The organism is Cupriavidus sp. AU9028, assembly GCF_019795295.1.
GTDB lineage: Bacteria > Pseudomonadota > Gammaproteobacteria > Burkholderiales > Burkholderiaceae > Cupriavidus.
Genome location: NZ_JAIMCG010000002.1, coordinates 108,335 through 134,194, shown reverse-complemented (window position 1 = coordinate 134,194; position 25,860 = coordinate 108,335). Strand labels below are relative to the sequence as shown.

Annotated in this window: 21 protein-coding genes; 5 read left to right on the top strand and 16 right to left on the bottom strand. The window is 69.4% G+C overall.

Annotation, left to right across the window (positions count from 1 at the left end; genetic code table 11):
- Positions 1–167: 167 nt before the first annotated feature.
- A complete protein-coding gene (locus tag K6V06_RS02920; protein ID WP_222240298.1) occupies positions 168–1,328 on the bottom strand; it encodes an MFS transporter in 1,161 nt (386 codons plus the stop codon).
- Positions 1,329–1,559: 231 nt separating this feature from the next.
- Positions 1,560–2,492, bottom strand: coding sequence for a LysR family transcriptional regulator (locus K6V06_RS02915; RefSeq protein WP_222240084.1), 933 nt, complete (start codon positions 2,490–2,492; stop codon positions 1,560–1,562).
- A 274-nt stretch (positions 2,493–2,766) separates the two neighbouring features.
- Between K6V06_RS02915 and paoA the strand changes: the two genes are divergently transcribed.
- The 5 genes from paoA to K6V06_RS02890 all read left to right on the top strand — a co-directional run bounded on the left by paoA (position 2,767) and on the right by K6V06_RS02890 (position 8,767).
- On the top strand, positions 2,767–3,426 hold the full coding sequence (paoA, locus tag K6V06_RS02910; RefSeq protein ID WP_222240083.1) for an aldehyde dehydrogenase iron-sulfur subunit PaoA: 660 nt from the start codon (positions 2,767–2,769) through the stop codon (positions 3,424–3,426).
- Positions 3,423–4,373, top strand: coding sequence for a xanthine dehydrogenase family protein subunit M (locus tag K6V06_RS02905; RefSeq protein WP_222240082.1), 951 nt, complete (start codon positions 3,423–3,425; stop codon positions 4,371–4,373). Before paoA ends, K6V06_RS02905 begins: the two co-directional genes overlap by 4 nt.
- Positions 4,374–4,377: 4 nt before the next feature.
- On the top strand, positions 4,378–6,579 hold the full coding sequence (gene paoC / locus K6V06_RS02900; RefSeq protein WP_222240081.1) for an aldehyde oxidoreductase molybdenum-binding subunit PaoC: 2,202 nt from the start codon (positions 4,378–4,380) through the stop codon (positions 6,577–6,579).
- Between the two features lie 657 nt (positions 6,580–7,236).
- Positions 7,237–8,100 (top strand): FapA family protein, encoded by an 864-nt coding sequence (locus K6V06_RS02895; RefSeq protein ID WP_222240297.1) that lies wholly within the window; start codon positions 7,237–7,239, stop codon positions 8,098–8,100.
- Positions 8,090–8,767 carry an N-acetyltransferase gene (locus tag K6V06_RS02890; protein ID WP_255581550.1) on the top strand — a complete coding sequence of 226 codons (678 nt, stop codon included), beginning with the start codon at positions 8,090–8,092 and terminating at the stop codon, positions 8,765–8,767. The genes K6V06_RS02895 and K6V06_RS02890 overlap by 11 nt, the downstream gene beginning before the upstream one ends.
- A gap of 7 nt (positions 8,768–8,774) precedes the next feature.
- Here the strand turns inward: K6V06_RS02890 and K6V06_RS02885 are convergent, their stop codons facing one another.
- The 14 genes from K6V06_RS02885 to K6V06_RS02820 form a co-directional block, all read right to left on the bottom strand.
- Positions 8,775–9,524, bottom strand: coding sequence for a GntR family transcriptional regulator (locus K6V06_RS02885; protein WP_255581549.1), 750 nt, complete (start codon positions 9,522–9,524; stop codon positions 8,775–8,777).
- Positions 9,525–9,591: 67 nt separating this feature from the next.
- Positions 9,592–10,413: an ABC transporter ATP-binding protein gene (locus K6V06_RS02880; RefSeq protein ID WP_222240079.1), complete on the bottom strand. Its 822-nt coding sequence runs from the start codon at positions 10,411–10,413 to the stop codon at positions 9,592–9,594.
- On the bottom strand, positions 10,410–11,246 hold the full coding sequence (locus K6V06_RS02875) for an ABC transporter permease (protein WP_222240078.1): 837 nt from the start codon (positions 11,244–11,246) through the stop codon (positions 10,410–10,412). The genes K6V06_RS02880 and K6V06_RS02875 overlap by 4 nt, the downstream gene beginning before the upstream one ends.
- A 5-nt stretch (positions 11,247–11,251) precedes the next feature.
- A complete protein-coding gene (locus K6V06_RS02870; RefSeq protein WP_222240077.1) occupies positions 11,252–12,286 on the bottom strand; it encodes an ABC transporter substrate-binding protein in 1,035 nt (344 codons plus the stop codon).
- 46 nt (positions 12,287–12,332) lie between these two features.
- A complete protein-coding gene (atzF, locus tag K6V06_RS02865) occupies positions 12,333–14,042 on the bottom strand; it encodes an allophanate hydrolase (RefSeq protein ID WP_222240076.1) in 1,710 nt (569 codons plus the stop codon).
- A gap of 134 nt (positions 14,043–14,176) precedes the next feature.
- Positions 14,177–15,565 (bottom strand): FAD-binding oxidoreductase, encoded by a 1,389-nt coding sequence (locus K6V06_RS02860; RefSeq protein ID WP_222240075.1) that lies wholly within the window; start codon positions 15,563–15,565, stop codon positions 14,177–14,179.
- Between the two features lie 232 nt (positions 15,566–15,797).
- Positions 15,798–17,210, bottom strand: a complete 1,413-nt coding sequence (locus K6V06_RS02855) for an efflux transporter outer membrane subunit (RefSeq protein WP_222240074.1) — start codon at positions 17,208–17,210, stop codon at positions 15,798–15,800.
- Positions 17,207–18,409: an HlyD family secretion protein gene (locus K6V06_RS02850; protein WP_370637368.1), complete on the bottom strand. Its 1,203-nt coding sequence runs from the start codon at positions 18,407–18,409 to the stop codon at positions 17,207–17,209. The genes K6V06_RS02855 and K6V06_RS02850 overlap by 4 nt, the downstream gene beginning before the upstream one ends.
- The gene (locus K6V06_RS02845) at positions 18,406–20,118 is read right to left on the bottom strand and encodes an MFS transporter (RefSeq protein WP_222240073.1); all 1,713 of its coding nucleotides are present in this window, start codon (positions 20,116–20,118) and stop codon (positions 18,406–18,408) included. The genes K6V06_RS02850 and K6V06_RS02845 overlap by 4 nt, the downstream gene beginning before the upstream one ends.
- A gap of 257 nt (positions 20,119–20,375) precedes the next feature.
- Positions 20,376–20,816 (bottom strand): DUF2894 domain-containing protein, encoded by a 441-nt coding sequence (locus tag K6V06_RS02840; protein ID WP_222240072.1) that lies wholly within the window; start codon positions 20,814–20,816, stop codon positions 20,376–20,378.
- 14 nt (positions 20,817–20,830) lie between these two features.
- Positions 20,831–21,478, bottom strand: a complete 648-nt coding sequence (locus K6V06_RS02835) for an OmpA family protein (RefSeq protein ID WP_222240071.1) — start codon at positions 21,476–21,478, stop codon at positions 20,831–20,833.
- On the bottom strand, positions 21,475–23,826 hold the full coding sequence (locus K6V06_RS02830; RefSeq protein ID WP_222240070.1) for a DUF802 domain-containing protein: 2,352 nt from the start codon (positions 23,824–23,826) through the stop codon (positions 21,475–21,477). The genes K6V06_RS02835 and K6V06_RS02830 overlap by 4 nt, the downstream gene beginning before the upstream one ends.
- A gap of 9 nt (positions 23,827–23,835) precedes the next feature.
- Positions 23,836–24,573: a DUF3348 domain-containing protein gene (locus K6V06_RS02825; protein ID WP_222240069.1), complete on the bottom strand. Its 738-nt coding sequence runs from the start codon at positions 24,571–24,573 to the stop codon at positions 23,836–23,838.
- Between the two features lie 246 nt (positions 24,574–24,819).
- Positions 24,820–25,644 (bottom strand): alpha/beta fold hydrolase, encoded by an 825-nt coding sequence (locus K6V06_RS02820; RefSeq protein ID WP_222240068.1) that lies wholly within the window; start codon positions 25,642–25,644, stop codon positions 24,820–24,822.
- Positions 25,645–25,860 lie beyond the last annotated feature (216 nt).

Below are 25,860 nucleotides of genomic sequence, written 5' to 3'. Positions count from 1 at the left end.
AGAAGCCGGGGTGAACATTGGCGCTCGCTGCCCTCTCCCCCGGCCCCTCTCCCGCGCGCGGGAGAGGGGAGCAAACCGGCGACGTTGGAGTGCTCCCGGTTTTCTCCCTCTCCCGCTTGCGGGAGAGGGCCGGGGAGAGGGGATGGGGCGCGTCCAGAGCGCTGCTGCTACTTGTTCCTGGCGGTTGCAGTGCCTGCCATAAGCGCCGCGAGCGCGACCAGCGACAGCCCGGCGCCAGCGGCGACGATGCCCGCCCAGCCGGCGCTGCTGTAGAGCATGCTGGCGACGGCCGAGCCTGCCGCGCCACCGGCGAAGATGGCGGTCATATAGAGCGCGTTCAGCCGGGCCCGGCTCGATGCGTCGAGCGCGTAGATGGCGCGCTGGCCCAGCACCATGTTCATCTGCACGGCGAAGTCCAGCGCAATGCCGGTCAGGCCGAGCCAGATCACGCCGTGGGCGCCGCCGTGCAGGCCGGGCAGGAAGCTGGCCGCGGCCAGGGCCATCGCGGCGAACGAGGCGATGCGGGTGTGGCCGGCATCGGCCAGGCGGCCGGCGACCGGAGCCGCCACCGCGCCCAGCGCGCCGACGAGCGCGAACAGGCCGATCTGTGCCTGCGACAGTCCGTAGCGATTGGCCAGTTCCAGCGGCACCGCGGTCCAGAACAGGCTGAAGGCGGCGAACAGCAGGGCCTGGTAGAGGGCGCGCCGGCGCAGCACGGCGAAGCGGCCCAGCAGATGCCACAGCGAGGCGAGCAGGCTGGCATAGGTGGCCTTGTGCTCGGGCACGCGCCGCGGCAGGGTAGCGATCATGATGACGACGGTGGCGAGCGTCATTGCCGCCCCGGCCACGAAGACGGCACGCCAGCCGAATGCTTCCGCGAGCATGCTCGAGAGCGGCCGCGCCAGCAGGATGCCGCTCAGCAGCCCGCCCATGATGGTGCCGACGGTGCGGCCTCGCGTGGCTTCGGGCGCCAGGTGCGCTGCCAGCGGGATCAGGATCTGCACGCTGACGGAACTCAGTCCGATCAGCAGCGACACCAGCAGGAAGGGCGCCGGTTGCGTGGACAGGGCCGCACCGAGCAGGCTGACGGTGGCCGCGACGCCGCTGATCGCCAGCAGGCGGCGGTTCTCGTGCAGATCGGCGAGCGGAACCAGGAAGAACAGGCCGATGGCATAGCCCACCTGCGTCAGCGAGACAATGAGGCTGGCCTGCTGCGCCGTCAGGCCGACGGCGGGCGAGATCAGCTCGATGATCGGCTGCGCGTAGTACAGGTTGGCAACCAGCACGCCCGCGCAGAGCGAAAACAGCGCGACGAGGGAAGCGGACATGGGCCGGTGGGCGTCGGCGTGCTGCGACTCGGAAGCGGGGCGGACGCTGGCGTCGTTGGCCGCGTGAGCACGTGTGGTCATGGTGTGAGGTTGCATGGTGAGCGCGCGGGAAGCGGGCAGGGGTTGCGATGGGCCAAGCATAGGGGCCACGTTGCGCGGCGAGAATCGGGGCGTGACGCAACGCAGCGTTGCGCCCCGGACAATGGCGCATCCGCTCCGGATGCAGGGCGATCAGGCGCGGGTCGCGGCGATCGACTGCAGGGGGCCGGGCAGCGTGGCGAGAAAGTCCAGAAAAGCGTTGATCCGGCGCGAGCCCCGCTGGTTCGGCAAGTACAGCGCATGGATCGCCGCGCTGGTATCGCCAGGCTCGACGGACCAGTTGTCGAAGAGCGGCTGCAGGTTGCCGGCGGCGATGCCGGCGTCCGCGATCCAGTCAGGCAGCAGCGCGATGCCGTGGCCCGCGCGGGCAACGTCGTGCAGCACCTCCATGTTGTTGCTGCGCAATGCACCCCGCACCGGTACCGACACAGTGTCGTCGCCGAGCCGGAAGCGCCAGCTCTGGTCGCGTCCGCCATAGCTGTAGCGCAGGCAGCGATGGCCGCCCAGCTCCAGCGGATGGCCCGGCGTGCCGTGCCGCTCCAGATAGCCCGGTGCGGCCACCACACGGCGCCGGAACGCGCCGATCGGCCGCGCCACCACGTGGTCATAGGCGGCGACGCTGCCGATGCGGATGGCAAGGTCGATCCGTTCGCCGAGCAGATCGACAATGTCGTCGGTCAGCGTGACTTCCACTTCCAGCTTCGGGTGGCGGTCCAGCAATTGTCCGAGATGCGGCGCGATGCAGCGCCTGCCGAAGGCAACCGGCACCGAAACGCGCAGCTGCCCCACCGCACCATCGGCGTCGCCCCGGTCGGAGACCGACGCGTCGGCTTCCTCAATCGCTTCCAGGATGCGCCGCGCCTGCTCGTAATAGGTGGCGCCGGCCTCGGTGACCGTGACCTGGCGGGTGGAGCGGTTCAGCAGCACGGCGCCGAGGGCGTCCTCGAGCCCGTCCATGGCGCGCGTCACCGACGATGTCGCAATCTCGAGCCGGCGCGCGGCCGCGGAGAAACCGCGGGCATCGACGGTTTCGACGAACATCTTCAGGGCGAGCAATTTGTCCATGGCGTGCGCTGGTAAACGGTCACCGCTGGGGCGACGACCCGCAAGATTACACCGCCCGTGCCGTTGACGTCCTCCCTGCGCATCCAGTCCGTTGCCGGGGAACTTCCGCCCAATGCCTGCGTCCGTCCGTTCTGGACGATTCTCCGCCGCAGCGCCCGAGCGACTGCGCCAAGCGAGCCGATCGGCCTACATTCCACCCTTTTGCGCTTCATCATTCCAAAAACATCAATGCTGGCGGTTCGCGGCAGGCGGAGCGGGCAGCGACGAGGTTCCCATGGAAAACTTTGGCGATATCAGGATCAGCCGGCGCGATTTGTTCATCGTCGGTGCGGCTTCGGCGACGGCCGTGGCGCTTCCCGCCGGGCAAAGCGCGGCCGCCGACGTCGATGCGGCAGCCGGCGGCGCGCCGCTCCGTCCCCCGGTGGCGGTGGCGGTGTCGTTGCTTGTCAATGGCACGCAATGGACGGGCGAAGTCGATACCCGCACCACGCTGCTGGACCTGCTGCGCGAACATCTGCATCTGACCGGCACAAAGAAGGGCTGCGACCACGGCCAGTGCGGCGCATGCACCGTGCTGGTGAACGGCCGGCGCATCAATTCGTGCATGACGCTGGCGGTCATGCAGCATGGCGCGACGGTGACCACGATCGAAGGGCTGGGCACACCGGAGAAGCCGCACCCGATGCAGGCGGCGTTCGTGCGGCACGACGGCTATCAGTGCGGCTATTGCACGCCAGGGCAGATCTGCTCGGCCGTGGCCGTGCTGCAGGAAATCGACGCCAACGTCCCCAGCCACGTCAGCCCCAGCCTGACGGCGCGCGCGCGGCTGACGGTCGACGAGATCCGCGAGCGGATGAGCGGCAATCTCTGCCGCTGCGGAGCCTATTCGAATATCGTCGAGGCGATCGCCGAGGTCGCGGGAGGACAGCCATGAAGGCCTTCAGCTACGAGCGGGCAGCGACGCCTGCGGAGGCGGCCGCGGCGGCCGCGCGGATGCCGGGTGCGAAGTTCATCGCGGGCGGAACCAATCTGCTCGACCTGATGAAGCTGGGCATCGAAGCGCCGGCGCATCTGATCGACGTCAATGGCATCGGGCTGGACCGGATCGAGCCGACGCCCGACGGCGGCTTGCGTATCGGTGCGATGGTGCGCAACACCGACCTGGCGGCGGATGCGCGCATACGGGCCGACTATGGCGTGCTGTCACGCGCGCTGCTGGCCGGCGCGTCGGGGCAGCTGCGCAATATGGCGACGACCGGCGGCAACCTGCTGCAGCGCACCCGTTGTCCCTATTTCTACGACACCGACCAGCCGTGCAACAAGCGCCAGCCCGGCGCCGGCTGCGCCGCGATGGGCGGCTTCACGCGCCACCATGCGGTGATCGGCGGCAGCGACGCCTGTATCGCCACCCATCCCAGCGATATGGCCGTGGCCATGCGCGTCCTCGACGCCAAGGTCGAGACGGTCCGTCCCGATGGCACCGCGCGCGTGATCCCGATCGCGGAGCTGCATCGGCTTCCCGGCGACACGCCGCACATCGAAACCTCGCTGACGCCCGGGGAACTGATCACGGCGGTGACGCTGCCGCGTCCGGTGGGCGGCATGCAGGGCTACCGCAAGGTCCGCGACCGCGCGTCCTATGCGTTCGCGCTGGTATCGGTGGCGACCATCGTGCAGCGAGACGGCAGCGGCCGCGTTGCCTTCGGTGGCGTCGCCCACAAGCCGTGGCGCGTCGAAGCGGCCGAGGCGGAAATGCCGCGCGGTGCGAAGGCGGTCACCGAGGCCGCGCTGGCGGGGGCAAGGCCCACGCACGAGAACGCGTTCAAGATCGCGCTGGCGCAGCGTACGCTGGGCGCGGCGCTGGCACAGGCGAGGGGGTGACACCATGCGCTTCGACAATCCAGCGAAAGAGAATCCGATCGACCGGCTGAAGGTCGTCGGCCAGCCGGTGGACCGCATCGACGGCCCGGACAAGACCACCGGTCACGCCCGCTATGCATACGAACACCACGAGGAAGTACCCGGCGCCGCCTATGGCTACGTGATCGGGGCGGGCATTGCCAAGGGGCGCATCGTGTCGATGGAGCTGGACGCCGCGCGCCGCGCGCCCGGCGTGCTGACCATCGTCACCGCGCAGAACGCGGGAAAACTCGGCAAGGGCGACTTCAACACGGCGCGGCTGCTCGGCGGCCCGGAGATCGAGCACTACCATCAGGCCATTGCCCTGGTGGTGGCCGAGACCTTCGAGCAGGCGCGCGCCGCCGCGCAACTGGTGCGCGTGCGTTACGCGAGGGAGCGCGGCCGCTTCGATCTGGCGCGCGAGCGCGGCAACGCGGCGCTTGCGACCGGGGAGAAGAAGCCGGAGAGCGCGGTCGGCGATTTCGACAAGGCCTTCGCTGCGGCGCCGGTGCAACTGGATGCGACCTACACCACGCCCGACCAGTCGCACGCCATGATGGAACCGCACGCCTCCATCGCCCGCTGGCAGGGCGACCGGCTGACGCTGTGGACCTCCAACCAGATGGTCAACTGGAGCCGCGGGGACGTCGCCAGGACACTGGGTATCCCGCGCGAGAACGTCCGGCTGATCTCGCCCTACGTCGGCGGCGGTTTCGGCGCGAAGCTGTTCGTGCGGGCCGACGCGCTGCTCGCCGCCCTGGGCGCGCGCGCGGCGGGGCGTCCGGTGAAAGTCGCGCTGCAGCGGCCCCTGATCGCCAACAACACCACGCATCGTCCGGCCACCATCCAGCGCATTCGCATCGGCGCGGGCTCGGACGGGCGCATCACGGCGATTGCGCACGAGAGCTGGTCGGGCGACCTGCCCGGCGGCAGCCCGGAGACGGCGGTCCAGCAGACCCGCCTGCTGTATGCCGGCGCCAATCGCTATACCGCCCTGCGGCTGGCCACGCTCGATCTGCCCGAAGGCAACGCGATGCGCGCCCCTGGGGAGGCGCCAGGCATGATGGCGTTGGAGATCGCCATCGACGAGATCGCCGAGAAGCTGGGCCTGGACCCGGTGGAATTTCGCATCCGCAACGATACGCAGGTCGATCCCGAACAGCATGGGCGACCGTTTTCGCAACGGCGCCTGGTGGAGTGCCTGCGTCTTGGCGCCGAGCGGTTCGGCTGGCAAGCGCGCAGCGCGCGCCCGCGCTCGCAACGCGAGGGGCAGTGGTGGATCGGCACCGGAGTCGCCGCGGCGTTTCGCAACAACCTGGTGATGGCCTCGGCGGCCCGCGTGCGGCTGGACGGGCAGGGCAGGGTCACGGTCGAAACGGACATGACCGATATCGGCACCGGCAGCTATACGGTGATCGCGCAAACCGCGGCGGAGATGCTCGGTGTGCCGCTGCACCAGGTCGCCGTGCGGCTGGGCGACTCGGATTTTCCGGTGTCCGCGGGATCGGGCGGGCAATGGGGCGCCAACAGCGCGACCTCCGGGGTCTATGCTGCCTGCGTGCGGCTGCGCGAGGAACTGGGCCGCCGGCATGGTTTCGACGCGAGCACCGCGGTGTTCGACAACGGGCAGATCCGCGCCGGCGGCCGCACCCTTGCCCTTGGCGAGGCGGCGGGGGAGGGCGGGATCGTCGCCGAGGATGGCATCGTCTTCGGCAAGCTGGACAAGGCGTACCAGCAGTCCACCTTCGGCGCGCACTTCGTCGAAGTGGGCGTCGATGTGGCGACCGCGGAGGTGCGGGTCCGGCGCATGCTCGCCGTTTGCGCGGCCGGCCGCATCCTCAATCCGAAGTCGGCACGCAGCCAGGTGATCGGCGCGATGACAATGGGCGTGGGCGCGGCGCTGATGGAGGAGCTGGCGGTGGACAAGCGGCTGGGCTTTTTCGTCAATCACGATCTGGCCGGCTACGAGGTGCCGGTGCACGCCGACATCCCGCACCAGGAGGTGATCTTTCTGGACGAGACCGATCCGCTGTCGTCGCCGATGAAGGCCAAGGGCGTGGGCGAGCTTGGCATCTGCGGCGTCGGCGCGGCCGTGGCCAATGCGATCTATCACGCCACCGGCGTACGCGTGCGGGACTATCCGATTACGCTGGACAAGCTGCTCGCCGGGATGCCCATGGTGGCGTGATGCGCGGAGGACCGGGTTGAGGTTTTCTGCGGTCTATGGAATACTTGCCCGGTCCTGCCGCTGCGGGACAACGCCGTCCGCGCCGAGGTCCATGCCCAGGCGCCTGCGTTTTTCCACCGAATTTCGCCGCGATTTTTTCGCGCCACCCTCGATCCGCGACCGAATGCACCTTGACCAGCGCCGCCTCGCCCGTTCCCGGCATGCCCAGCATGCCGCGACCGCGCGCGCCCGTGCGGTGCAGGGCGGCTGCGCCGCCCGGCGTGCCATCGTCATCGCCCAACTCGCCTGCTCCCCCGCCGTGCTTCCCTTGGCCGTGCGGGGAGCCAGGGACTGACCACCACCGGTCCATCGTCTCGCTCCCTTGCACGGCACATTGCCCTGGGGGTCGTCGTTTCCGATGACCCGCTGTTCAACGTGCAGACGGGAGATCGTATGTCCCTTCGAAAGAAAACCGTGGCGGTGTACCGCCGCGCCGCGTACGCCATGATGGGCGTCGCCGTCCTCTACCTCGCGTTGAGTCTCGACTGATCGATCGGCCGCGCCGCGCCGTCGCCCTCGTGCGCGGGGCGGCGCCGGCCGATGTTCTCTATCGCGCTGGCGGGCTGATCGGCCTCGCGCCAGCGCTTCGGCTGCCTGCAAGGGGACGCACCGATGACCATGGAACTTACACAGGATTTCGTCAAGGCCAAGCGCCCGTGCGCGGATGGCTACAAATGGTTCTTGCGCAACCGCGAGGACGGCAGCGACTACCAGCGCTTGCTCGACGCGCTGGTGCAGGCCGGGCGCGTCAATGACGCCTGCTGGCTGCTGGATCAGTTCGGCGCCACCGATGCCGTACTGCATCTGCGCTCGGTCGAGGCACAAGGGCTGGTGTTCGCCGGCACGCTGGTCGTGCAGGGCGGCATCGACGTCGATTCGGTGGTGCGCGCCGGCGGCAGTCTCCGCGTCGGCGGCGGCATCCGCGCGGGCTCTGCCATCGTCGCGGGCGGCGGCATCGACTGCGGCGGCTATTTGTACAGCGATGGCACGATCGAAGCCGCTGGCGATATCCGCGCGAAGTGGGGCGTTGAAGCGGCCTCCACCATCGACTGCCGCGGGCATCTGCGTGCCGGCTGGGACGTGGTTGCCGGGCTCGATATCGCCGTGGGGGCGAACCTGCGCGCCGGCCATGGCATCGCCGCGCAGGGTGCGATCCGTTGCGACGGCCTCATCAAGGCCGAGGGCAACATCGTCTCGGGCAGCGACATCGTGGCCGCGCACGGCATCGACGCCGGCAGCGGCATTCATGCGGGCCGCCATCTGGAGGCAGGCTGGGGCATTCGAGCCGCAGCATCCATCGTGGCCGGCGGTGCGATCAAGTCCGGCGAGGGCGTACAGACCGAAGAGGAAATCGTCGCCGGGACCGGCTACGGCATCCATGCCGGCCTCAATGTCCGGATGGACTGCTGGGACGCGAGCGCGCGCGTGCTGGCCCGCAGCCGGCCCGCAAACCTGCTGAGCGGAGCGTGGCATGCAGACTGAGTTGCATGCAGCGCTGCCGGTGCGGCCTCTGCTCGCAAGTGGCCTGCGTGGCCTTGCCTTGCACGCGTCCCGGCTGTTGCGCACGCTGGAGCTGCGCATCGATGTGGAGCACGGGCAGGAGGAACTGGAGGCCGAACTGCGGGCCCTGCACGAACGGCTGCATTGCCGCGGCGACCCGCTCTGCGGCATCGCGGTACGCGATTGCGGCGTGCCGGGGTTCGCCGTGCGGTACCGCGAGGCGGATGGCGAGTACTACTGCTATGTCGAGGACGTGGCAAGCGCCCGGCTGGCCGGCTATACCGTGTTCAACCGGCTGATCGAAGTGGACCGCCGCGCCGACCGGCACCTGCGGGCGCCGCACTCGAAATTCGCGCCGGCCTATCAGCGCCGCGGCCTCGCTACCGCGCTGTACCGCTGGTACCTGGACACCGGGCGCTGCCTGATCAGCGGCGCGCGCCAGTCGCCGGGCGCGCATGCGTTGTGGCAATCGCTCGGCACGCACTACCCGGCAGGCTACGTCCAGGTGCGGGACAAGCAGATGCGCTGGCTCGGGAAGGACGTGCCGCCCGCGGTACTGAACGACCTGCACACCCGCATGGTGCTGCTCGGCAATGGCTGGTCGGTGGCGCGCCTGGCGCGCGCGACGGGAATGGCGATGATGGCGTGAGCGCGGACTACGGCATGTGGTCCGGGCCGCCACCTTCACGCCGCGCCATATGCAACTGGTGCAGCGTGATCTTGCGCACCTCGGCCTGACTGCTGCCGATATGCGCGCGCAGCAGCATGGTCGCCTGGTCGGGCCGGTGCGCAAGGATGGCGCGCAGGATCTGGGCGTGCTCGTCGTAGGTTGCCTCGATGCGGAAGGACTTGGTGAAATCGAGGCTGCGGATCACCCGGATCCGCTCGGTGATGTCGCGGTGCACGCGCGCCATCTCCGCGTTGCCGGCGGCCTCGACCAGCGTGCAGTGAAACGCTTCGTCCCACTGCCGCACCTGGGCGCCGTCAGTGCTGCGCGCGGCGGGATCGACCAGCCAGATCGCAGCAAGCTGCTGCAGCAGGGCCGGCCTGAGCTGCCCGGTCGGGGGCGCGTCGCCGCAGAGCCGTTGTGCGGCCGTAACCTCCAGCACCATGCGCAAGTCGTAGAGCTGTTCGTACTTGTCGAAGTCGAACGGCAGCACGCGCCAGCCACTGCGGAACAGCACCTCGACATAGCCTTCCTGTTGCAGCCGCACCAGCGCCTGCCGCACCGGCGTGCGGGAGACGCCCAGGCGCGCGCACAGTTCCAGTTCCGAGAAGCGGTCCCCCGGCACCAGGCGGAACTGGCCGATATCGCGCTTGAGCTCTTCATAGACCTGTTCGGCGACGGAGCGGCGAGGCGTGGCGGTAAGCGGTGCGCCGATGGGCGGGTTCACGAGAGGTAGCATCGAAGGCGTCACGTCGGTTGGTTGGCCCTGCATCAAGCATAGCGTGCCGGACGCAGGGCCGCGCGGCCTAGCGCCGCACTTCGCGCTGGAAGATCTCCATGCTGAGCCGCTTCGTCTCGACGAAGCTCGGTCGCGACAGGGTCTCCACGGTGCGCGGACGGACGTCGCCATAGTGCAGGATCTGCGCGACCCGGGTCGGGCGCTTGGTCAGCAACAGCACCTCGTCGGCCAGATAGACGGCCTCTTCCAGGTCGTGCGAGACCAGCATCATCGTGGTGCCGGTCTGCATGAAGACTTCCTGCAGCTTCTCGCGAATGAACAGTGTCATCTCGAAGTCGAGCGCGGAGAACGGCTCGTCGAGAAACAGCACCTCCGGCCTGGGCGCTAGCGCACGCATGATGGAGGCCGTCTGCTGCTGCCCGCCGGACAACTCGTAGGGGTAGCGGTTCAGGTCGAACTTGACATCGAACGAGGCGACCAGTTCCTCCATGCGGCGGTCGACCTCGGCCTTGGACTGGCCGGCCAGCTTCAGCGGGTAGGCGATATTGTCGATGGTGCGCATCCACGGGAACATCGCTTCCCGGTAGTTCTGGAACACATAGCCGATCTTGGTGTCCTTCAGCGACTTGCCATCGAACAGGATCTCGCCCGAATCGATCGGCACCAGTCCCGCGATCATGTTGATCAGGGTGGATTTGCCGCAGCCGTTCGGGCCGAAGATCGATACGATCTTGCCCTTCGGGATGTCCAGGTCGAAGTTCTCGTACAGCGGCCAGCCGGCGAAGTACTTGGTCAGGCCGCGAATCGTGATGTGCGTGCCGGCAGGGCCGGGGCGAAACGCGGGCTTCGGCGCGTCGGCGAAAACAGGGGCGTTGATCACGGCGCTCATCTGCCACTCCAATGGACGATCCGGCGTTCGATCACCAGGAACACGATGTTCAGGACATAGCCCAGCGCGCCGGCCGCGAGAATCGCTGCGTACATGGTCTTGACGTTCAGCACCTGCTGGGCGTCGATGATGCGGTGCCCCAGTCCGTTCTCGGAGCCGATGAACATCTCGGCCACGATGACGATGACCAGCGCCATCGACACCGCCGAGCGCAGGCCGACGAAGGACGGCTGCAGGCTTTCCCAGAGCAGGACGTCCTTGAAGATCTGCCAGCGCGAGGCGCCCATCACCCTGGCAGCCGCCACGCGCTGCTTGCGCGCGTTGATGACGCCGTAGGCGCTGTTGAAGACCACGATCAGGAAGGCGCCGAACGCGGCGATCGCCACCTTGTTGATGTCCGAGACGCCGAAGATCAGCAGGAACAGCGGAATCAGCGCGGAGGACGGCGTGGAGCGGAAGAAGTCGATCAGGAATTCGACGCTGCGGTAGGCCTTCTCGTTGCTGCCCAGCAGTACGCCCGCCGGCATGCCGATCGCGGCGGCGATCAGGAATGCCTGCAGTGTCCGGGACACGGTGACGAGGAAATCGGCCAGCAGCGGACCGCCCAGCAGGCCGGATACCAGCGTGATGATGGTGTCCGAGGGCGGCGGCAGCAGGATGGCCTTGATGAAGCCGCCGCGCACGGCCAGGTCCCAGATGATGAACAGGACCAGCGGGCCGACGAAGGGCAGCAGCCGGGTCGCGAGCGACGGTCCCGCCGCGGCAGGCGCGCGCGTGGCGCCGCGCGCGGCTGCCCACGGTGGCGCCGGGGTGGAGGTGGTGGTGTTCTGCATGACGATCAACCCTTGTAGAGCATGCTGTCGACGAGTACCCGGCGGCTGAAGACGCCCTTCTCGGAGAACAGGTCGAAGTACTTCTGGAAGTGCGCGATATCGGCTGGCTTGAATTCGGTGGAGAACTGGTAGTCGGACATCGGCACCTCCGCGGTCAGCGCGCCCTCGATGGCGGTATAGCCCTTGAGCGAGGCGCGCGCCTGTGTCGGGTCGGTCTTGACCAGTTCGACGCCGCGGCGGTAGGCGGCGATGTACTTGCGCGCGACGTCGGCATGCCGGCCGATGAATTCGCTGGACAGGCTTGCCGAGCCGCCGTGCCACGGAGCCATCGGGTCGCCCAGCACATAACGCGCGATGACGCCGACCTCGAGCGTGCGCGTGGTGCCGTTCAGGCGTCCCACCGTACCGGTCGGCTCCAGCGTGTAGCAGGCATCCAGCTGGCCCGCCGCGATGGCGGCCACATGCTGGCCGATCGGCAGTTCGACCACGCGCGCGCCCGTCGCGCCTGCGCGCTCGAGCACCGCCTTGGCCAGCACGACATTCTGAAGACCCGGCCCGCAGCCGATGTTCCTGCCCTTCAGTTCGGCAATGCTCTTGAACGGGCTGTCCCTGGCCACGATGAATTCGTCGAGCACGTACTTCGCATTGGTGGGATTGGTGCAGAAGATCTTGACCAGTCCCGGCTGCGCGATTTCGCCGATGGCCAGCGCGGCCGACGCGGTGCCGTTGGCGCTGCCTTCGGCCCGGCCGGCGAGGATGGCCTCGGTGACCTGCTGCGGACTGGCGAACTTGAGCGCCTGCACGTTCAGGCCGGCCTCCTTGAAGTAGCCCTTGTCCATCGCGACAAAGAAGGGCAGGCCGGAAGCGACCGGCCAGAAGCCGATACGGATGGCCGGCGTCGCTTGCGCGCGGACGATGGCCGGTGCGGCAAGCACGCCGAGTGCGGCGGCGGCTTTCAGTACGGTGCGGCGGCCCTGGCTAGGGCCGGCGTCGGCCGATGCGGCGGCAGGCGCGCGCTCGGCGCGAAGTTCGCGGGACATGGAATTCTCCTGGGTTGAGTTCGCGTGATTGATTGGAATGGGGTGTTCAGGCCTGCGCGGCAATCCATGCGCGCCAGCCGCCGTACTCGCTGATATCGGTTGCGCCTTGCAGCGCGATGGGCTCGCAGAGAAAGCCCTGGACTTCGCCGCCGTCATCGAGCCGGATCCGGCCAATGCCAAGCGGCGCGGGAATCAGCGCGACGAAGCCGCCGTACGCCTGCAGCGGCATCTCCCACACTTCGAGGGCGATACGGGCGCCGGTGTCCGGCTCGACCCGCAGCAGGCCAGGCTTGGACGGGGAGGTGTTGGCCAGGGCGTAGAGCCGATAGTCGGGCGAGGTCGACGCCTCACGCAGCAGACGGGCGCCTCGCTCGGTCAGCTGCGTGTTCAACGGCATGCCGCTCAGGTGCGCGCCCACCACCGCCACCTGCACGGTTGCCGCCGTGCGCGGCAGCAACCCCGGGATCGGTTCGGCAGGCGGCAGCGGCTCGCCCGTGGCGCCCTGGGCGAGGCCGGTGCAATGGTGGTAACGCTGGCCCAGCTCGGCCAGTTGCAGATCGCTGCCGCACGGGCCGATCAGCGTGATGCCGAACGGAAGGCCGTCTTCACGCAGGCTGCTGGGCACGGCCAGCGCTGCGTAGTCGAGCAGATTGACGAAGTTGGTGTAGGCGCCCAGATTGCGGTTCAAGGCGATCGGGTCGGCGCGCATCTGCTCGATGGTGTAGTGGGTCGGCGCGGTGGGCACCAGCAGCAGGTCGATGCTCTGCCACATCGCCGCTGCCTGCTGGCCCAGCATGCGCAGGCGCGTCTGCGCCTCGAAGACATCGGCGGCGCCATAGGCGCGGCCGGCGGCGAGGATCGAGCGCACCGGCTCGACGACCTGGTCCTCGTGCGCATCGAAGAAGGGCCGGATCGCGGCATAGCGCTCGGCCACCAGCGCGCTCTCGTAGAGCAGCGCAGCGGCTTCGGCGAGCGGAGCGAAATCGATCGGCACCGGCTCGCCGCCAAGGCCGCGCAGGCGTTCGATGGCCTCGTCGAACTCGCGGCGGGCCAGCGCATCGCCGAAGAATTCGAGCTGCTCGGGTACGCCAAAGCGAAACGCGGCCGGAAAGGGCTGCGAGGCGAGTGTCAGCGGTCGCGAGTACGGGTCGTGCGCGTCGTACCCGGCAGCGCTGGCAAGGACGCGTGCGGCCATTCCGACGGTGCGGGCGAAGATCGATACGCAATCCACGCTTTGCGCCGCGGGAACGACGCCGCGCGCGCTGATCAGGCCCTTGCTCGGCTTCAGTCCGACGATGTTGTTCAGGCCCGCCGGTACCCGCCCGGAACCGGCCGTATCGGTTCCCAGTGCGAAGTCCACCTCGCCCGTCGCCACCACGTATGCGGAACCGGAACTCGAGCCGCCGCAGACGAAGCGCGCATCGATGGCGTTCGGCACGGCGCCATGCGGCGAGCGGGTTCCGTTCAGCCCGCAGGCGAACTGATCGAGGTTGGTCTTGCCCAGCAGTCGTGCACCAGCGTCGAGCAGCCGCTGCACCACGGGGGCGCTTTGCTGCGGCACGAAGCCGAAGCCCGGGCATGCCGCGGTGGTCGGGTGCCCGGCAACGTCGATGTTGTCCTTGATGGCGAAGGTGAGCCCTTCCAGGGCGCGGCCCGACGGCGTGGGCCGCGCTTGCGCAGCGATATCGAGGCGGAGGATCCAGGCCGGTGCAGAGCCGGGTGCAGCAGGGGTCGTCGGAGAGTGTTCAGGTCGCATTTCGGTGCATCCAATCTTGTATCCAAGATGGAATGCAACCGGCGTGCCAGAGCCGCCGCACCGATGCGACCGGCGAGCGGGGACGGATGGAGACTCGCTCCTCCCGTGACGAACGGGGAGGAGCGGGCAACAGGCTACTGCAGCGGCGCGATATTCTGATTGCCGCGGAACAGGTTGTTCGGATCGACCCGGCCCTTGATGCGGGCGAGCCGCTCGTAGTTGGGCCCATAGGCGGCGCTGACCCGCGGCGACTCGTCGCTCGTCAGGAAATTGACGTAGACGGTGCCAAGGGCGAACTGGCTCAACCGGTCGAAGCTCTCGCGCGCCCAGCCGACACAGCGGGCATCATCCTCGGCGCGCTGCCAGCGGCCGTGGATATTGACGATGAAGTCGGCGTCGCGGTGCGCGTAGGCCATCGCGTCGCCGGCAGGGCGGCCGGCTTCGCCGCCCAGCGCCGCGATGAAGATCTCGCATTCCGGCGAGGGCACCTCGCGCAGCGCCTGCATCAGCGCGGCAAAGACCGGATCGCCGAGCGAAGCCAGATTGTGCGACTTCCAGTAGTTGCGCGCCCCGGGCGTCAGCAGCGGATCGAAGGCCTTCTGCCAGGCGGTATAGGGCATCGGTCCCAGATGCTCGCCGCAAGGCTGGCCGAACTCGCGCACGGGCGCCACCGCGTCGGGTCCGCTGTCCGGCTTGCCGACATGGCAGCTGGCGAACACGACCACCGGTTGTCCATGCACCGATGGCGGCAGGAACGGCAGCGGCGGCGCCAGCCGCAGCACGGCCCATACCGCGAGATCGTCGGAAGCCGCGGCGATGAAGCGCCGATAGGCCGGCAGCACCTGGTCGGCCTGCTCGGCGGGATAGACCACCAGGCCGCCATAGATTTCCGGTCCCACGGGATGCAGGCCGAACTCGAACATCGTGACGACGCCGAAGTTGCCGCCGCCGCCTCGGATCGCCCAGAACAGGTCCTCTTCGTGCTTCGCGTCGAGGCGGTGCAGCCTGCCGTCGGCGGTGAGCATCTGCGCGCCGAGCAGGTTGTCGACCGTCATGCCATGACGGCGGCTCAGCCAGCCGAAGCCGCCGCCCAGCGTCAGCCCCGCCACGCCGGTGGTCGAATTGATGCCAAGCGGGGTGGCAAGGCCGAAGGCCTGCGCCTCATGATCGAAGTCGGCGAGGGTGGCGCCGGGATCGACCCACGCCATGCGCGCATCCGGATCGATGCGCACGCCCCGCTGCATCGACAGGTCGATCACGAGCCCGCCGTCGCAAACGCCGGTGCCGGCGATATTGTGCCCGCCGCCGCGCACCGCCACGCGCATGCCGTTCGAGCGGGCAAAGGCCAGCGCCGCCTGCACGTCGGCGACGCCCGCGCAACGAACCACCGCCGCCGGCCTGCAATCGACCATGCCGTTCCACACCTGCCGCGCTGCCTCGTAGCCGGGGTCCTCCGGCTGTATCACGGCGCCGCGCAGCCCCGCCATCCAATCGTCGATTTGTTGTCTGGTTACATCGGACATGCTCCACCCCCGCAGTACGTTGACGCAGCGGTCTCGACGGGCCGTCCGGCCGGCCCGCGGCCGCATGCGGCATCCATGCAGTCGATGGGGAGGTCGCGTCAGGCGGGCAAGGGGATCGGCGGAGGCAGCTGGTGCCGATCATTTAAGGCAGGGCCGGCGCCGATGTAAAGGCAAGGGGCCCGGCGCCGCACCTGCGCAAGGGCAGGAGTGACCCAAGGCAATCGTGGATCCGCTATTGCCGCAACAGCGCGGCGTCCCAGCCGCCGCCCAGCGCCTGATACAGCGCGACGCTGGCGCCGAAGCGGTCGGCTTCCACCTGGATCAGGCTCAGTTCGGCATTGAGCAGGCCCCGCTGCGCATCGAGCTGCTCCAGGTAGGGGGAGTAGCCGGCGCGGTACCGGTTGGTGGCGTGCCGCAGGGCAGCCGCGAGTGCGTCGCGCTGGGCTCGCAGGCGCTGCGCCTGCGCGTCGAGCCGCGACAGCGCGGCAAGGTTGTCGTTGACCTCCCGGAAGGCGGCCAAGGCGGTACGCCGGTACGCGAACGCCGCCTGATCGCGCTGTGCCGCGGCGAGATCCGCGCTGGCCTCGATCCTGCCGCCCGCGAAGATCGGCGCAAGGATGCTGCCGCCGATGCTCCATAGCTGTATCGGACCGGACACCGCGCTGGTAAACAGCAGGCCGGTGGAGGCGGTCAGGTCGATCTGCGGCAGGAAGGCCTTGCGCGCGGCGCTCAGATTGGCGTCGCTGGCCGCCAGCTGATACTCGGCCTGCGCCAGATCGGGGCGCCGCCGCAGCAGTTCGGCCGGCAGCCCGGGCGCAAGGGCGGGAATGCGCAAGGCGGACAGCGGCTCGCCACGGGGAATGGCAGTGGCCTGCGTGTCGCCGGTCAGCAGCAGCAGCGCGTTTTCCTGCTGGGAGACGGCCAGCTCGGCCTGCGGCACGGCCTGCGCGGTAGCTTCGTATTCGGCGCGGGCCTGCTCCAGTTCGAGTTCCGAGGTGTAGCCTGCCTCGGCCCGGCGGCGGGCCAGCCGCAACGCGGTTTCGCGCGCCCGTAGGGTGTCGCGCACCACCTGCAGCTGCGCATCGAAGGCGCGCAGCGTCAGATAGGCGCGTGCGGTGCTGGCCGCGACCGTCAGGATGGCGGCGTCGCGGGCGGCGTGTGCGGCGATGCCGCCCAGCCGTGCCGCCTGCTGAAGATCGGACAGCCGTCCGTAGAGGTCCAGCGGCAGGGCGGCTTCCAGCTGCGGCTCGAAGGTGTTCGAGAGGCTCTCCCGTCCGAGGGCGCTGAGGCTGCGCGAGCGGCCGCCGCTGGCCACGGCATCCAGTGTCGGCAGCATCTGCGCACGCGCGAGACGTTGCTGTGCGTTGGCCTCGGCCAGGCGCGCCGCAGCGATGCCCAGATCGGGATTGTTGCGCAGCGCGGTTTCCACCAGCTGGGTCAGGACCGGGTCGCCATAGCGCCGCCACCAGTCCCGTTCGATTGGCGCGGCCGGGCCGGCCTGCTCGCGCCATGCAGGGGGCGGCGTCACGGCGGCCGCCTCCGGCGCGGCAGGCCGTGGACCGGCGCAGCCGGACATCAGCAATGCCACCACCGGCACCAGCGCCAGCGCGGCAAGGGACAGGCGGCGCAGCGACAGTTGCGTCATGGCGTGCCGGCCTTGCCACCGCTCGTGTCGACCTCCACCCGGACTGACATGCCGGGCCGCAGCCGGGCCACCAGCGGCTGGTCGTCGTCGATGGCGATGCGCACCGAGATGCGCTGGGCCACCTTGACGAAATTGCCCGTGGCGTTGTCCGGCTGGATTACGCTGAATTCCGATCCCGCGGCGGGCGCAAGTTGCTCCACCCGTCCGGTGAAGCGGGCATCGTCCAGGCCGTCCACGCGAAAGCTGGCCGGTTGTCCCGGGGCCATGCGGGAGGTCTGGCCCTCCTTGTAGTTGGCGATCACCCAGCGCGGCGGGGGCACCAGGAACATCGACTGCGTGCCCGCGGTGACATATTGGCCGAGCCTTGCGGCGATCTGGCTCAGCTGGCCGTCCTGCGGCGCGTGCAATACCGTGTTGGCCAGGTCGATCTCGGCCAGCTTCAGCGCGGCGCGGGCCGCTTCCACCGCGGCGCGCTGTCCTTCCCGGTTGACACCGACCGCGGCCACATCCTGCCGGGCAATCGCCAGCGACGCCGATGCCTGTTCCACGGCCGCTTCCGCCTGCCGCAACTGGGCCCGGGTCTGGTCGCGCTCGCGCAGCGATACCGATCCGTCCGCCACCAGTTCCTCCACGCGCCGCATGTCGGCCTGCGCGCGCAGCAACTGCGCCCTGGCATTGGCGACGTTCGCCTGCTGCGCCGACACGGTGGCGCGGCGCGAGCGTTCGGTCTGGTCCAGGTTGTTCAGGCTGGCGATCTGCGTATCCAGATTGGCGCGTGCCTGCTCGACCCGCTGGCGATAGATGCGGTCGTCGATCTTCAGCAGGACCTGTCCGGCCTTGACCTGCTGGAAGTCGTGGACCGGTACCTGCACCACATAGCCGCTGACCTGCGGGCTGATGATGGTGGTCTGCCCGCGGACATAGGCATTGTCCGTGCCCTGCAGGACATGGCTGAACGGGGGCAGGCCCCAGGCATAGAGGATGATCAGGATGGCGGCGAGCGCGATGAGCACGACCGCCAGCGTGGCGCGGCGGGAACCGCGCGGCGGTGCCCATCCCCGGGCCGGCTCGTGGCTGGCAGCAGGCTCGCCTTCGGCGACCTCGACCGGGTCCTCCAGCCGTTCGTCCTTGCCGTCGCGCGCGGCACCAGGGCCGCCCGCCGAAGGTTGCTGCCGGTCGTCCTGATCGCGTTCCCTCACTGTTTCTCCTGATTGCTGCTCGCGGGGGCAGGCGGCGTGCCTTGCTGTGCCTGTGCCCGTCTGCGGGCCAGTTCGGCCAGCGTCTCCGCCATCGGATCATGGCCGCGGATGCGGTCACGCACGTAGATGGCGAACAGGCAGACAAAGGTCAGCGCGGCCACCGTACCGACCACGAGGAAGACATCGTTGAAGGCAAGCACGTTCGCTTCCCGCGTGACCTGCTGGCTCAGCAGTGCCACCCCTTCGAACTGGCGCAGCGCCGGGTCTTGCACGACCCGGCCATAGGCGTTGCCCAGCGCCTGGATGCGGGCGGCATCGAGCGGGTCGGACAGCGAGATCGATTGCGCCAGCGCATGCGAGTGGAATTTCTCGCGGTACACCTGGAAGGTACCGAGCAACGCGGTGCCGCCCAGTCCGCCAAGCGACTGCGTGATGCTGAACAGCGCCGAGAAGCTGACGATATGGCTCATGCCGCGCGACAGCGCGCGCAGCATGCCGCTGAGCAGCGCCGGCCCCATGAAATAGACGGCGGCAAAGGCGATCAGCGCCTGGCTCAGGACCATCGTGGCCGGCCGCGTCAGGTTGGTGGAGCGCGCGTCCATGAAGGCGCCGATGGCGATCAGGACCAGCGAGATGCGGATGGGCCGCTCGATATTGGCGGGATTCAGTGTCAAGGCGCTGACCGCGATGCCGGCGATGGTCGCCGCGGTGACCACCGCGAACAGCGAGACCAGCTGGTCGTTGTTCAGGCCAAGCGCCGTCAGCAGTCCTACCGCACCAAAGTTCTGTTCGGACAGCAGGATCCGCACGGATACCGCGACGACGGCGAAGCGCACGATGTCGCGGCTGCCGAGCCACCGGGTATTGAGCAGCGGATTGGCGCGGTTGTGCTCGATCCACAATGCAGCGGTGATCAGCACGACCGCGCCGCACAGCGCGTAGCCCAGCCATGGCACCTCGGTCCACCAGACGATGCGGCCTTGCCCGAGCACCGCGCACAGCAGCGCGATGCCGGGGGCAAACAGCGCGAAGGTGACGAAGTCCAGCGGCTCGAAGGCGCGGATCCGCTCGCTGGGCGGCAGACGCAGCAGCGCCACCGCCGCCAGCGACAGCAGCGCCAGGCCCAGCTCGAACAGGTACAGCGAGGTCCAGTTGCCGGCTTCGAGCATGCCCGAGGTGAGGGTACGCGCCAGCGGCGTCGCAAGCTGCGGCACGCCGATGCCCAGCACGATGCCCTTCAGCCGATGCACGGGGGGCATCGACTGGATCATGTAGAACAGCGCCAGCGTGCTCAGGCCGCTGGCGGTAATGCCGTTTGCCGCGCGCACCAGCAACGCCGTTTCGAAGGTGTGCACGAAGATGTGGGCGAGGGCCAGGGCGACGTAGCCGAGCAGGAAAATCGCCGTGAAGCGCTGCAGGCCGAACTGCTGCCGGAACTTGATCAGCAGCAGGCTCATGGTCACGTTGGTCATGACGTAGACCGTGGACAACCAGGCCACTTCGTCGCTGTACAGGCCGAATACTCCCTGGATATGGCTCAGGTTCGCCACCACCAGCGCGTTGCCGAAGCCGCCGGTCAGGCCGAGCAGGCTGCCGACGCAGAAGTACGCGATGCGCCGCGGGACGGGATGATCCGGCGTCGCGGGCGAGCCCGGCATCATCGGCCGTTCGTGCGGCTTGAACTGGTATTCGTCGCTGGTGGCGCCCATCGTGCGGTGCAGAGGTGGCGGAAATGGCCGGGCGGATCGGAAGCCGGATTCCTGGCGTCAGGCGGTCCCTCGCAAGCGGCGGCAGCGTGCCAGCCGCCTGGCGATCATCGCCCGGAGGGCAAAAAGGTTCCATCCGAAGGCGTCTGACAACGGGGACGGCGCTTGTGCCGCCGCGTTGCTCCCTTCGCCCGCTTGCGAGAGCGGGGCCGCGGGAGAGGGCCGCCGCCCGCGCATCGGGGGATCGGCCGCTGGCGCGGCTAGGGCTTCCTGCCTTTCGCCTTGCCGGCCTTGCGCGGGGCGGCTGCGCGGCCGTCCTTGACCGGCGCCCCCTGCGCAGGCGCGATCCCTTCCAGCCACGCCAGCGCGTCGGCGTAGGCCAGGAATTCGCGCAGATAGGCCGGCGAAGCCTGCTCCATCACCGTCAGCGCCCGGTGCAGCAGATGGCTGGAGTTGAGCGGCCCCGCGTTCTCCGGGACCCGCTGCAGCGACTGGCGCAGCTGTCCGCGCGCCCGCACGCGGCTCCAGGTGTCGCGGAAATAGCCGGTCAATTGCGGGTCCAGTGCCGCCCCCTGGTCCATGCGCGCGAGCTGCGGCGTCGCTGCGCGCTGGGCGGCGAGATGCCGGGTCAGCTCGGCAAGTGGGCCGGCGCTGGGGTCTCGCTTCGCATCCGGGCGGTCGCGCTGGTCGCTGTCTTGCATGATGGCTGTGCCGGTCAGCGCGCCGCCGGCGCCGCGCCCATCGACACGCGTGGCACCGGGGCGATCTCGACGCGGCGGTTTTTTGCGCGGCCGGCCGCATCGGCGTTGGAGGTCACCGGCTGCTGCGAGCCGAACGCGGCGGAAAACACCGAGGAGGACGGCACGCCCGCCGCGATCAGCGCGCGCGTGACCGTCAGCGCGCGTTGCGCGCTCAATTCCCAGTTGTCGGCAAAGCGGCCATTGCCATCGCGTACCTGCCGGTCGTCGGTGAAACCGCTGACCATCAGGATTTCGTCGCGCGAGCGCAGATACGCCGTCAGCGGACCGGCCAGGCTGCGCAGCAGCTCGACGCCCTCCGGCTGCAGCTCGTCGGAGGCGACGGCGAACAGCACGCTGCCATTGATGCCGATGCGCCCGTTGACCAGCGTCACGCGTCCGCTGGCCAGCGGCCCGGAGAGTGCCTGCTCCAGTGTCTGCCGGCGCTGCATCTCCTGCTGGCGTTGGCGTACTTCGTCTTCCAGCCGGGCGGACAGTTCGAGCTGGAAGCCGATCACCGCCAGCAGGATCAGCACGAAGGCGCCCAGCAGCACCGACATCAGGTCGCCGAAGACGGCCCAGGCGGGCGCCGCCGGCTCCACGGCGGCGTCGATGTCGTCTCTCATGCCGCCATGCCGGCTGCCCGGCCGCCACCGGCCTGCTGCAGCTCCTCGAGAATCTGCTTCTGGGACAGGATGCTCAGGTCGACGACCTCCCGTGCCTGCGCGACGTAGTAGGCCAGTTGTTCGTCACTGCGGGACAGCGACTTGTCCATCGCCGCCTCGATCGCCTGCAGGCGTTCGAGCAGCCGCTCGTTGGCGCTGGCGAACTGCTGCACGGCCGTACCGAACGCCTCGCCCAGGTTCGCCACCTCGGCCGCGCTGCCGCTGACCTGTGCCGCGACCCCGGCAAGCTTGCCGCTTTCCGCTGCAACGGTATCGGCAAAGCGCGATCCGACCCGGTCCAGCAGATCGGCCGTGGAGCCGACCAGCCGGTCGAGCGCCACGCGTTGTTCGTTGGACGCATGATTGACGGCATCGAGCAGCGTCGCCAGCGTCTCCAGCAGCCGGCCGCGCTCCTCCAGCATGGCGTTGTCGCGCGCCATGCCTTCGGTCAGCTTGTGCCGCAGTTCGGCAATCACCTCGGCGGCGGCCTTCGGTGCCTCGGCGGCGCTCTGCACCAGTTGCGCGACTTGCGCGATGGTGTCCCTGGCCTGCGCCTCGGTACGCGCGCCCAGTTCGCTGGCGGTCTGCGCCAGCGTCTCGCAGATGCGCTGTTGACGCTGCGCGGCCTGCTGGCCGGCCTGTTCCCATTGCGCGCCCACGCTGCGGGCGATGCTCTCCAGCTGCGCGCTCCAGGCGGCGAGCCGCTGCGCGTCGCGCTCGGCCAGTTCCTGGTGCAGCGCCGCCGCTGCCTTCGGTGCCTGTGCAGCCGCTTGCAGCAGACGGTCGATCTCGGCGATGGTCCGCGTCGCGTGCTCCTGCGCGCGCGACGCGATGTCGAGCGAGGTGTGTGACAGCGTCTCGCAGATCGCCTGCTGGCGCGCGGTGACCGCCTCGCTGGTGTGTTCCCAGCCGGCGCGCAGCTGCGCGGCGCTGTCGGCGAGCGCCTCGCGCCATGCTGCAAGGCGCGCCTCGTCCGCCGCCTGCAGGCGATCCTGCAGCGCGCCGTGCGACCGGTCGACCGATTCCAGCAGTGCGGCGGCATGCTGGGCAAAGGCGGCGGACGCGGCCGTGACGGCCTGCTGGCTGGCTGCGGCGAGCTGTTCGCCGGCGCTCAGTTGGCGCGCCGCCGCTGCCTCCCAGGCCAGCGCGGTGCGCTCGCTGCTCGCGTCCAGCCGCGCGCCGACGGTCTCGACCAGCGCGGTTGCGCGCCGCTCGAAGGACTCGCTGAACGCTTCCAGCATGGCCTGCGTGCGCGCCGCCGTCGCGTCGTTGGTGCGCTGCTGGCCGTCCAGAGCGTCGTTCCAGCGGCGGGTCAGCTCCGCCGCGGTGCTGTCCAGGCGCTGCGTCATGCCGTCCAGCTGCTGCTGCACCGCGCGGTCCACCGATTCGCGCAGCGCCGCCGACTGGCCGGCCAGGCTGGCCATGGTCGCCTGCACGGACGGCTCGATCGCCGCGCGCGCTGCCTCGGCGCCGTTGGCGACGCTTTCCTGCAGCGCCTGCCCGACCGACGCCGCCAGGCGGCCCCATGCCTGCTCGGTACTCTCGCGCGCCGCGGCCTGGCCTTCGGCAAGCCGCTCGCCCAGCAGCCGGTTCTGCTGTTCCATCGCATGCATCATGTCCTGCATGCGTTCGACCAGCGCGGGCATGACATCGGCCTGGCGCTGCAGCAGCCGGAACGCCTCGTCGCGCTGATGCGCGCGGGAGTAGGGGCGCAGCGTGGTGGCAATGGCGGCATCGAGCGCCTGCGCGGCGTGCACCCGCTCGCGCCGCGCCAGCGCGGCCAGCAGGCCGAGCATGGCGGAGGTCGCCACGCCGGCCACCGAGGTGCCGAAGGCAAATCCCAGCCCCTTGACGGGCGCGGCCAGCGAACTGCGGATTGCTGCCAGGTCGGCGGCGGTCTCCAGTGCAAGGCCCGTGCCCCGCAGCGTGGCGATCATGCCGAGGAAGGTCCCCAGCATGCCGAGCAGCACCAGCAGTCCGACCAGATACGGGGTCAGCGATGGACCGGGCAGCGGCACGCGCTCGCCCTCGACGCGCAGCCGCACCGGATTCTGCAGGGCCGCAGGCAATTGGCCGAGCCAGGACGAGAGGCACGCCGGCGTCTCGCCCAGGTTCGCCACTGCCTGGTGCAGGGACGCGGTGGCGCGCCGGTAGCGGACCAGCTCGGCGGCGCCGGCTGCATAGAAGCCGCCGATGACGAGGGTGACGGCCAGCGCCAGCAGGTTGGTGCCGGCATAGCCGAGCGCGATCCAGAGCAGGACGGCCAGGCCCGCGGCGAATACGGCAATGAAGTGATAGGGTCGGGTCATGGTCGGTGATCAGCCGCCGCGAAGGGCAGCCAGCAATCCTTCGACCGGCTGGAAGCGGATCTCCAGCTCGGCCATCAATACGCGTTGCATGTCCTCCCGGAACGTCCGGAGCCAGGCGCCGGGGCGGGCAGCGGTGTCTGCGGCATCGCTCTGCTGCGCCAGCGCCTCCGCCTGGCGCAGCCGCTCGAAATGCGGTTGCAGCAGCGCCGGCACGCCGGCCATCAGGCTTTGCTCACGCTGGCTGAGCACCCGCTCCATCACGGCATCCACCGCGGCCAGCTGCGCCATGCCGGGGCGTACCGACAAGGCCGCCCGCAGCCGCGTGCGCAGGGGCCGGATCGCCGCTTCCATCGTCTGCTGCAGATGCTGATAGCGCTGCTGGTAGACGCTGTAGTCGACGGCGGCGTCGATCGCCGCGGCGATCGCGGCAGGGCGTCCCGGCCCGCGTCGCTGGCTGCCCGCGCCGGTTTCCCCGGCAATCGCGGTGGCGAGCGCCGTGCGCACGCGCGCACATTCCCGCGCCTCGCGCTGCGCCGGATCGTTCGCGACGGACGCGAGCGTGCGCGCCCCACCGGCGGGGCCCTGCAGCGCCGACGACAACGCGATCGCTTCCGTCCACCCCAGCCATTGGCTGAGCTGGTTGGCGAGCGACTCGGTGGGCGCGGCTGCGTCGATACCGGACAGGCCGGCCAGCAGGCGAACGAGCGCGGGACCGGACAGGGCCGGACGCTGAGGCACTTGCAACATACCGCCGGAAGGAAAAACCCAGCAGTTTACACTGCCGCCGACGGTGGCGCGGCTGCAGGGCGACGTCCGAGCGTATTGTCAGCGCGGGGAGATAACGCCGCGACGGGGCGCACCGGGTCCAGGGCATTTCCCAGCCGGCCGGCACGGCTACTGCGCCCCGCATCGGGAGCGTCCGTGGCGCTACGCCATGCCGCACCGGATCATGCTGGGCTACAGGGCCGCCACCGAGGCGGCCCTCGTGTGCGATCAGCCTTCCACGAAGGCCAACAGGTCCGCGTTGACCATGTCGGCGTGCGTGGTGCACAAGCCGTGCGGCAAGCCTTCGTAGACCTTCAGCGTGCCCCGCTTCAGCAGCTCGACCGACAGCAGCGCCGAGTCGGCAATTGGCACGATCTGGTCATCGTCGCCATGCATCACCAGCGTGGGCACATCGATCGCCCGCAGGTCCTCGGTGAAGTCGGTCTCGGAAAAGGCCTTGATGCCGTGGTAATGGGCATTGGCCCCGCCCATCATGCCCTGCCGCCACCAGTTGCGGATGACGCCGTCCTGCGCCATTGCACCGTCGCGGTTGTAGCCGTAGAACGGCCCGCTGGCCACGTCGAGGTAGAACTGGGCGCGATTGGCCGCAAGCTGCTGCCGGAAGCCGTCGAACACCTCGATCGGCAGGCCGCCCGGATTGGTTGGAGTCTTCACCATCAGCGGCGGCACCGCGCCGATCAGCACCAGCCTGGCGACGCGGCCCTTGCCGTGGCGGGCGACATAGCGGGTCGCCTCGCCGCCACCGGTCGAATGGCCGATATGGATGGCGTCCCGAAGGTCCAGCTGCTCGACCATCGCGGCCACATCGGCGGCATAGTGGTCCATGTCGTGGCCGCTGGCGGCCTGGCTGGACCGGCCGTGGCCGCGCCGGTCATGCGCGATGACGCGATAGCCCCTGGCGAGGAAGAACAGCATCTGCGCATCCCAGTCGTCGCCGCTCAGCGGCCACCCGTGGTGAAAGACAATCGGCTGCCCTTCGCCCCAATCCTTGTAGAAGATCTCGTTGCCGTCCTTCGTAGCGGTCATGCCCATGGTGTTGCTCCTTCCGGCTTTGCTGGCTTTACCCCGGCTTTTCGAAAAGCGCAAGCGACCGCGGAGCCGGCGGTGCGCCGGCAACGACGGCGCGCCAGTTGCCAACGGACGAAGCGGGTCGGACGGAGAACTCGGGCTGTATCGATCGGGTCGAAGCTATCCCCCAGCCGCCCGATCTGGTTTGACTGGAGGTTAGTCACTGGGCCGCGCGGGGGC

What these genes read in the sequence shown, in the direction of transcription:
- K6V06_RS02920 (WP_222240298.1), bottom strand. Translation starts at nt 1,328, where the DNA reads ATGTCCGCTTCCCTCGTCGCGCTGTTTTCGCTCTGCGCGGGCGTGCTG.
- K6V06_RS02915 (WP_222240084.1), bottom strand. Translation starts at nt 2,492, where the DNA reads ATGGACAAATTGCTCGCCCTGAAGATGTTCGTCGAAACCGTCGATGCC.
- paoA (WP_222240083.1), top strand. Translation starts at nt 2,767, where the DNA reads ATGGAAAACTTTGGCGATATCAGGATCAGCCGGCGCGATTTGTTCATC.
- K6V06_RS02905 (WP_222240082.1), top strand. Translation starts at nt 3,423, where the DNA reads ATGAAGGCCTTCAGCTACGAGCGGGCAGCGACGCCTGCGGAGGCGGCC.
- paoC (WP_222240081.1), top strand. Translation starts at nt 4,378, where the DNA reads ATGCGCTTCGACAATCCAGCGAAAGAGAATCCGATCGACCGGCTGAAG.
- K6V06_RS02895 (WP_222240297.1), top strand. Translation starts at nt 7,237, where the DNA reads ATGGAACTTACACAGGATTTCGTCAAGGCCAAGCGCCCGTGCGCGGAT.
- K6V06_RS02890 (WP_255581550.1), top strand. Translation starts at nt 8,090, where the DNA reads ATGCAGACTGAGTTGCATGCAGCGCTGCCGGTGCGGCCTCTGCTCGCA.
- K6V06_RS02885 (WP_255581549.1), bottom strand. Translation starts at nt 9,524, where the DNA reads ATGCTACCTCTCGTGAACCCGCCCATCGGCGCACCGCTTACCGCCACG.
- K6V06_RS02880 (WP_222240079.1), bottom strand. Translation starts at nt 10,413, where the DNA reads ATGAGCGCCGTGATCAACGCCCCTGTTTTCGCCGACGCGCCGAAGCCC.
- K6V06_RS02875 (WP_222240078.1), bottom strand. Translation starts at nt 11,246, where the DNA reads ATGCAGAACACCACCACCTCCACCCCGGCGCCACCGTGGGCAGCCGCG.
- K6V06_RS02870 (WP_222240077.1), bottom strand. Translation starts at nt 12,286, where the DNA reads ATGTCCCGCGAACTTCGCGCCGAGCGCGCGCCTGCCGCCGCATCGGCC.
- atzF (WP_222240076.1), bottom strand. Translation starts at nt 14,042, where the DNA reads ATGCGACCTGAACACTCTCCGACGACCCCTGCTGCACCCGGCTCTGCA.
- K6V06_RS02860 (WP_222240075.1), bottom strand. Translation starts at nt 15,565, where the DNA reads ATGTCCGATGTAACCAGACAACAAATCGACGATTGGATGGCGGGGCTG.
- K6V06_RS02855 (WP_222240074.1), bottom strand. Translation starts at nt 17,210, where the DNA reads ATGACGCAACTGTCGCTGCGCCGCCTGTCCCTTGCCGCGCTGGCGCTG.
- K6V06_RS02845 (WP_222240073.1), bottom strand. Translation starts at nt 20,118, where the DNA reads ATGGGCGCCACCAGCGACGAATACCAGTTCAAGCCGCACGAACGGCCG.
- K6V06_RS02840 (WP_222240072.1), bottom strand. Translation starts at nt 20,816, where the DNA reads ATGCAAGACAGCGACCAGCGCGACCGCCCGGATGCGAAGCGAGACCCC.
- K6V06_RS02835 (WP_222240071.1), bottom strand. Translation starts at nt 21,478, where the DNA reads ATGAGAGACGACATCGACGCCGCCGTGGAGCCGGCGGCGCCCGCCTGG.
- K6V06_RS02830 (WP_222240070.1), bottom strand. Translation starts at nt 23,826, where the DNA reads ATGACCCGACCCTATCACTTCATTGCCGTATTCGCCGCGGGCCTGGCC.
- K6V06_RS02825 (WP_222240069.1), bottom strand. Translation starts at nt 24,573, where the DNA reads ATGTTGCAAGTGCCTCAGCGTCCGGCCCTGTCCGGTCCCGCGCTCGTT.
- K6V06_RS02820 (WP_222240068.1), bottom strand. Translation starts at nt 25,644, where the DNA reads ATGGGCATGACCGCTACGAAGGACGGCAACGAGATCTTCTACAAGGAT.